Genomic DNA, 6901 nt, shown 5'->3' with positions numbered 1-6901 from the left:
TCACACAGTCACACCAACGAACAACACCGCCATCAGTCACGCCACATGCGGTTGCAGTACCTAGGACTTCCCCTTCGACGGCTTCCCTTCGCTTCATGCGAATGTCCGGTCGGTGCGTCGTTGACTGGCGTGCAGGGGGCGTGGATCGAGCCGTTGTCGCCCGACCGATGGCTGAACGGCTGGTTCCGCGAACGAATCACCGTCCGCAACGCGCCGGATGATTTCGCCAACGCCGTCGAACGCGGCTTCCCGTCGCCCCATAGCCAGGGCCCGGCGCGCATCGGCATCGCCGGGCCCTGGGCAGCGCGAACCAACTGGGGCGAATCCCACGAGTCAGCTGCGGCGCCGGGCTGCCCCAGTCGCTGTCGACCAGGTCAGCGTCGCATCAGCCGTTCCCGGACCTGGGGCCTTGGTTGAGCCCCGACAGGGAATTGCCGGCCGCGTCGCCCGTCCCCACAGGCATGTCGGAGCCCATGCCCGCGGAGCCGGACACGTCGTCCGGGCCGTCGGCGGAGGCAGCACTCGCGGCGCCGAGGACTGCGATGGCGGCCACAGCGGCGGCGGCCACAGCGGTACGGATACGCATGAGGTTCCTTCCAGTAAGGAGTGTGTAATGGGGAGCGTTATCGCCGAGGTGATCGCGGAAACCCGGATCACATTGATCGCACCGCTGTACCACCCCAACGGCCCAGCATCGCCCCGTGCGCAAGCGGACCACGGCTGACCGGCTGACCGGCTGACCGGCCTGGTCGATACGGCAGTTGCTCGGCACTTGTCGTCGTCTCCGCGCCGAAACCGAGATTGCCGGCCTGCCGCTGAATGCCGTTCGCATGGTTTCCGACCCCGGCCCCGACCCCGGCCTGCCCCTGACCCTCACTCCGCCTCCGCCGGCCCGCAGGTCGGGAGGGGCTGAACTCATCGACAGGGGGCCGGTTCCGCGCAGCCGGGCGGCGATCGCGAGATCGTCGCCACTGCCCTGGACAGCGAACGTGGACATGATTAGCCTTGTTGTCCAGAGATGGACAATGAATCCAAATGCGGATGCGGGTGTGACCCCTCCGGTTGTTCGAGCGCCGAGGAGCGCGCTACGTCGGGGCCGCGGGTTGCGCAGTATCGGAGCTGACAGGAGGAACCCTGTGTCCGATGCGGTGTCCGATGCCGCCGTCGAGGCGGACGAGCATCTCATCCACGAAGCCGAGAGGATCGCCGTCGCTCTGGGGCGGATGTTTCCGGGGCTCTGCGAGGTGGTCCTGCATGACCTGCGCGATCCAGAACATGCGATCCGGGCGATCGAGAACAATCTGTCAGGGCGTCAGGTAGGCGACTCCGTAACGGAGTTGGGTCTGCGTCGCATCCACGATCCGCAGTACCCGAGCGTCATCCAGAACTACCCCAACCAGTTCCCGGACGGACGTCCCGCCAAGAGCACCTCGATCGGAATCAAGAACGCCGCGGGCGAGTACATCGCGGCACTCTGCCTGAACCTCGATGTGTCCGTGCTGTCACCGGTGACGCTCGCGCTGTCCAACCTCGTGGCCACCGACACCGAACACCGCGAGCAGTCTCTGGAGACGCTGCGGGACCGCAACGCACGCGAGTTGCGCCAGGCGGTCGAGGCACTCTCCGCGGAGCGCGCCGGAACCCCGAGGTCGCTGAGCCGGGCGGACAAGAAGGCGCTCGTGCAACAGCTGTACAGGGACGGCTATTTCGACTCGCGCGACGCCGCGCAGACGATCGCGGACCTGCTCGGCGTGTCCCGGGCGACCGTCTACAACTACGCCAAGTGAAGGACCATCCAGATGGCCGACGTCCGAGAGCTGCGGCCGGGGGAGTGCCAGCACGCACCGCGGGACTCCGTGCTCACCCCGCTCGGTGAAGTCCCCGTCGGAGGCGCTGGGCGCGGCAGCGGCAGCGACATCACGACCTTCGACAGCTCGGGGATCGGATTGCACGACCTGCACCTTTACCTGTACCGGGGCCTGGCTCCGCTGAACAAACCGGACGCGTCCCTGTGAAGGCCAGTGCCCCGGCCGCCGTCCGGACGCCGGCCGCCTCCCGACTCCTACACCCCTGATCCCCACAAGGATGCCGCATGCCTGCCGATCTGCCCGTTTCCTTCGACGACGTCCGAGCAGCCGCCGCGCGACTGAAAGGCGTCGCCCACCACACCCCCGTGCTCACCTCCCGCACCCTCAACTCCCTGGTGGGCGCCGAGGTGTTCATCAAGTGCGAGAACTTCCAGCGCGCGGGGGCCTTCAAGTTCCGCGGCGCCTACAACGCTGCGGCCCAGCTGCCCCCTGAGCAGTTGGCCAGGGGCATCGCCGCCTACTCCTCGGGCAACCACGCCCAGGCCACCGCCCTGGCCGCCCGTGAACTGGGCACCGGCGCCGTCGTGCTGATGCCCGAGGACGCCCCGCAGTCCAAGCGGGAGGCAACGGCCGGATACGGCGCGGAAATCGTCACCTACGACCGCTACCGCCAAGACCGTACGGCGCTCGGGCAGGCCCTGGCCGCGGATCGCGGCCTGGCCCTGCTCCCTCCCTACGACCACCCGCACATCATCGCCGGCCAGGGCACTGCGGCCCTCGAACTCTTCGAGGAGACCGGCGAACTCGATGCCCTGATCGTCCCCGTCGGCGGCGGCGGACTCATCGCCGGCAGTGCCATCACCGCCAAGACACGGCACCCCGGCATCCGGGTCATCGGAGTGGAACCGGTCGACGGCGACGACACCAAACGCTCCCTCGAAGCGGGCGAACGCGTCGAGATCCCCCTTCCCCGCACCATCGCCGACGGGCAGGCGGTGTCCACACCCGGCGAGATCACCTTCGTCATCAACCAGCGCCTGGTCGACGACATCGCCCTCGTCAGCGATGACGAGATCCGCAACGCCATGCGGTGCGCCTTCGAACGCCTGAAGATCGTCCTCGAACCCAGCGGCGCCACCGCCCTGGCCGCCCTCATCGCCGGACGCATCCCCCACCCTCCCCGAAGGATCGGCCTCATCGCCTCCGGAGGCAACATCGACACCCGACGGTTCGCCCAACTCATCGGCGCCTGACGCCGACCGAGTCCGTCCTCCGCCGCGCACGGCATGCTGTTGCGCCGAGCCGCCGAGCCGCCGAGCCGCCGAGCCGCCGAGCCGCCGAGCCGCCGAGCCGCCGATCGCCGATCGCCGATCGCAGATCCGGAGATCGCAGATCCGGAGATCCGGAGATCACGGCACCGCGGGCAGCGGTCGGGCGCTGACGACTTGCTTCATGACCATGGTGGAGTTCAATCGCTGCACGCTCGGCAGCTTCGCCAGCTTGTCCTCGTACAGGCGCTGGTACGCGGCGAGATCCGCGGTGGCCACTCGCAGGAGGTAGTCCGGCGAGCCGAACAGGCGCTGGGCTTCCACGACGTTCGGGATTCCTGCCACCGCCGTGTCGAAGGCGGCGAGGGTGTCCTGATCTTCCAGTCTCAGGGTGACGAAGACGAGGGCCTCGAAGCCGAAACCGACCGCGGCGGCGTCCACGACGGCGCGGTAGCCGCGGATCACGCCGGTCCGTTCCAGCTCGCGCAGGCGGCGCTGGCAGCGCGAGATGCTCAGCTGCACCCGGTCGGCGAGGTCGGTGACGGTCATCCGCCCGTCCCCTTGCAGCTCGGCAAGGATTTTGCGGTCCACTGCATCCATAGCTGAATTATTCCTGGGACTCCGGCGAGAGCGGCAAAAGAGGCAAAAATTTTCTGTGCAATTCCGTCTATCTTCGGCGCATGGACCGCATGTCGCGTGACACCTTTGCGCCTGACGGCGCCAATCCGCTGTGCCGGCTCTCGCTGGAGCAGTTGCGGCGGCGTACCAGCATGAAGTGGCGGACCTATCCGGCGGATGTGCTGCCGCTGTGGGTGGCCGAGATGGATGTGCTGCTGGCCGAGCCGGTCAGGCGGGCGATCACCGACGCGGTGGCGCTCGGTGACACGGGCTACCCGGCCGGGACGGCGTATGCCGAGGCGCTCGCCGGCTTCGCCCGTGCGCGGTGGGGCTGGGACGGTCTTGCCGTGGAACGCACGGCGATTGTGCCGGACGTGATGCTGGGCATCGTCGAAATGCTCAAGCTCGTCTCCGGACCGAGCGATCCCGTCATCCTGAACTGCCCTGTATATCCGCCCTTTTACCAGTTCATCGAGAGCATGGGGCGGCCGATCGTCGAGGCGCCACTGGACCGGGACGGACGCATCGACGCCGCCGTGCTGAGGGAGGCGTTCCGGCAGGCCGACCAGCGCGCGGACCGGCCGGTGTATCTGCTGTGCAGCCCGCACAACCCGACCGGCACGGTGCACACCGCCGCCGAGCTGACGCATGTCGCGCACCTGGCGCGCACGCACGGCGTGCGCGTCGTCGCGGACGAGATCCACGCCCCGATCGTGGCGGCGGGCGCGTCGTTCGTGCCGTACCTGAGCGTTCCCGGTGCGGAGAACGGCCTGTCCCTGATATCCGCGTCCAAGGCATGGAACCTGGCCGGACTCAAGGCCGCCCTCGCCATCGCCGGGCCCGCCGCGGCCGACGACCTCGCCGGTCTCCCCGAAGAGGTCAGCCACGGCCCCAGCCATGTCGGCATCATCGCCCACACCGCAGCCCTGCGGGACGGCGGCGACTGGCTGGACGCCGTGCTCTCCGGCCTCGACGACAACCGCCGCCTGCTGGCCGGTCTGCTGGCCGAGCACCTGCCCGCCATCGGGTACGCACCTGCGCAGGCCACCTATCTGGCATGGCTGGACTGCCGGAACCTGGGCCTCGGGGACGATCCGGCCGAGGTCTTCCTCCAGCGCGGCCGTGTCGCCCTGAACTCCGGGGTCGCCTTCGGAACCGGCGGCGCGGGCTTCGTCCGCATGAACCTGGCCACCTCGCCGGAGCTGATCACCGAGGCGGTCCGGCGCATGGCCGCCGCCCTCGCCTGACCGCGCAGTGTGCCAACGCACCGCACATGTCGGAAATCGCCCTCCGCCCACGCCGGTTCACACACACAGGCGGTCGCCGAGGGCTACGACGCTTCTCGGGGCGGCGAACCGCGAGCGCAGGCGGCGGCGGACGCCCTGGAGCAGCTGCTGCCGCGAGGCATCGGCACGCTTCTGGACGTTGACCGCTCACCCGGGATGCTCGGCCCGGCCGCCCGGCCGCCCGGCCGCCCGGCGCGTGCCGGGAAGCGTGGCATGCGGCGATGCCACGCGGCTGCCCTTGCGGACGACGGCCCTCACCGACCGTGCCGAACGGGGACGGGGACGGGGACGGGGGAGTGGAGGCCGGGTAGTGCTTCTTGTGCTCGCGGCGGCCGGCCGTCCACTCGATCTGCCGGCCCCTCGATATGGGACGGTAGCAAAATATTTCGGTGACCGTTGTAATCTGGAGGCATGGTCACTCGTATGACGCCGCGCCCGTCCAGGAAGCGGTGGTCGGCCGTGCTCACGACGGAGCGGGCCCGCCCGGACGGGATACGTTCGCGACCGAACGCGTGGTGGCTCGCGGTGGCCGCGGTGTGCTTCGGGGCGTTCATGGGACAGCTGGACGCCAGCATCGTCACGCTGACCTACGGAAGCCTGCGCACCGAATTCCATGCGCCGCTGGCGGCGGTGGAGTGGGTCTCGCTGGCGTATCTGCTGACCCTGGTGGCGTTGCTGGTACCGGCCGGGCGGCTGGCCGACGCGCATGGCCGCAAGCTGCTGTATCTCTACGGGTTCGCCGTGTTCACGCTGGCATCCGCGGCGTGCGGGCTGGCCCCGTCCCTGGTCACGCTGGTCGCCTTCCGCGTCGTGCAGGCGGCCGGGGCGGCCATGATGCAGGCCAACAGTGTGGCGTTGGTGGCCACCAGTGCGCCGCGTGCGCGGATGCGCCGGGCGCTCGGCGTGCAGGCCGCCGCACAGGCGCTGGGGCTGGCCCTGGGGCCGACCGTGGGCGGTGCGCTGGTGTCCACGCTGGGCTGGCGCTGGGTGTTCGGGGTGAACGTGCCGATCGGGCTGCTCGCCTTGGTGGGTGGGCACTACCTGCTGCCGCGGACCCGGGCCCGTACCCGCGTCGCACGCTTCGACTGGGCCGGGCTGGGGCTGCTGGGGTTGGCGACCACCAGCGCACTGCTGGGGGTGTCCGCAGCCTCCGGACTGCCCGTACCGGCATGGGCCGTGGCGCTGCTGTTCGCCGTGGCTGCCGTGGCGGGCTGGGGCTTCGTCCGCCGTCAGCGGCTGGCTGCCACGCCGCTGCTGGATCTTGATCTGCTACGGGTACCGGCCGTGGCGTTCGGGCTGGCCGGCGCGCTGAGCGGCTATTTGGTGCTGTTCGGCCCGCTGGTACTGGTGCCGGTCGTCATGACGGCACAGGGTTCGTCGGACCTGGCCGCGGGAGCGGTTCTCACGGCGTTGCCCGCCGGGTTCGCGCTGGCGGCGACCGGCGGCGACCGGCTGCTGCCGCACTCCCTCACGGATGCGAAACGGTGCCTGGCGGGAGCCGTCGTGTTCAGCGTGGCGATGGCCGCGCTCCTGGTGCTCCCACTGACCACCGCCGCGCTGGTTCCGATCCTGGCGCTGGCCGGACTGGGGCTGGGCACCTTCACCCCGGCCAACAACACCATGATCATGGAGGCGATCCCTGCGCACTGCTCCGGTACGGGAGGCGGCCTGGTCAACATGACCCGGGGCCTGGGCACCGCACTGGGTGTCGCGCTGGTCACCCTCGCCCTGCACCTGGCGGCCGGCGGCGGGACCGAAGCCGGAGCCCGGTGGTCCGCCTTGATCCTGGTGGGGGTCTCGGCCGTCGCGGTCGCCTCGGCATGGCTGGGACCGGATTCGGAGCCTCCCGCAGCACACCGCGCGCGGTGACCGGAAGACACGGGGGCGAAGCCACGGTCCCCAACGGGCTCAGCGGCTCGCA

The 6901-nt window shown here is 69.9% G+C and carries 7 protein-coding genes; 5 read left to right on the top strand and 2 right to left on the bottom strand.

Annotated elements, in window-relative coordinates; all coding sequences use genetic code 11:
- Positions 1 to 385 precede the first annotated feature (385 nt).
- Positions 386 to 586, bottom strand: a complete 201-nt coding sequence (locus tag IEZ17_RS38655) for a hypothetical protein (RefSeq protein ID WP_189308310.1) — start codon at positions 584 to 586, stop codon at positions 386 to 388.
- Between the two features lie 550 nt (positions 587 to 1136).
- On the opposite strand from IEZ17_RS38655, the gene IEZ17_RS38650 reads away from it, so the two are divergent.
- The 3 genes from IEZ17_RS38650 (at position 1137) to IEZ17_RS38640 (ending at position 3061) form a co-directional block, all read left to right on the top strand.
- Positions 1137 to 1787, top strand: a complete 651-nt coding sequence (locus IEZ17_RS38650; protein WP_229853047.1) for a helix-turn-helix transcriptional regulator — start codon at positions 1137 to 1139, stop codon at positions 1785 to 1787.
- 12 nt (positions 1788 to 1799) lie between these two features.
- On the top strand, positions 1800 to 2015 hold the full coding sequence (locus tag IEZ17_RS38645; RefSeq protein WP_189308309.1) for a hypothetical protein: 216 nt from the start codon (positions 1800 to 1802) through the stop codon (positions 2013 to 2015).
- A gap of 77 nt (positions 2016 to 2092) precedes the next feature.
- Positions 2093 to 3061, top strand: coding sequence for a pyridoxal-phosphate dependent enzyme (locus IEZ17_RS38640; protein ID WP_189308308.1), 969 nt, complete (start codon positions 2093 to 2095; stop codon positions 3059 to 3061).
- 156 nt (positions 3062 to 3217) lie between these two features.
- On the opposite strand, the gene IEZ17_RS38635 is transcribed toward IEZ17_RS38640, so the two are convergent.
- Positions 3218 to 3676 carry an Lrp/AsnC family transcriptional regulator gene (locus IEZ17_RS38635; RefSeq protein ID WP_189308307.1) on the bottom strand — a complete coding sequence of 153 codons (459 nt, stop codon included), beginning with the start codon at positions 3674 to 3676 and terminating at the stop codon, positions 3218 to 3220.
- An 80-nt stretch (positions 3677 to 3756) separates the two neighbouring features.
- Here IEZ17_RS38635 and IEZ17_RS38630 point away from each other — a divergent pair, with 80 nt between their 5' ends.
- Positions 3757 to 4941 carry a MalY/PatB family protein gene (locus IEZ17_RS38630; protein ID WP_189308306.1) on the top strand — a complete coding sequence of 395 codons (1185 nt, stop codon included), beginning with the start codon at positions 3757 to 3759 and terminating at the stop codon, positions 4939 to 4941.
- 462 nt (positions 4942 to 5403) lie between these two features.
- A complete protein-coding gene (locus tag IEZ17_RS38625; protein WP_189308305.1) occupies positions 5404 to 6849 on the top strand; it encodes an MFS transporter in 1446 nt (481 codons plus the stop codon).
- Positions 6850 to 6901: the final 52 nt, after the last annotated feature.

The sequence above is a fragment of the Streptomyces albospinus genome (assembly GCF_014648695.1).
Classification (GTDB): Bacteria; Actinomycetota; Actinomycetes; order Streptomycetales; family Streptomycetaceae; genus Streptomyces; species Streptomyces albospinus.
The sequence above is the reverse complement of the archived record's forward strand: the minus strand, read 5'-3'. Positions and strand labels throughout refer to the sequence as shown.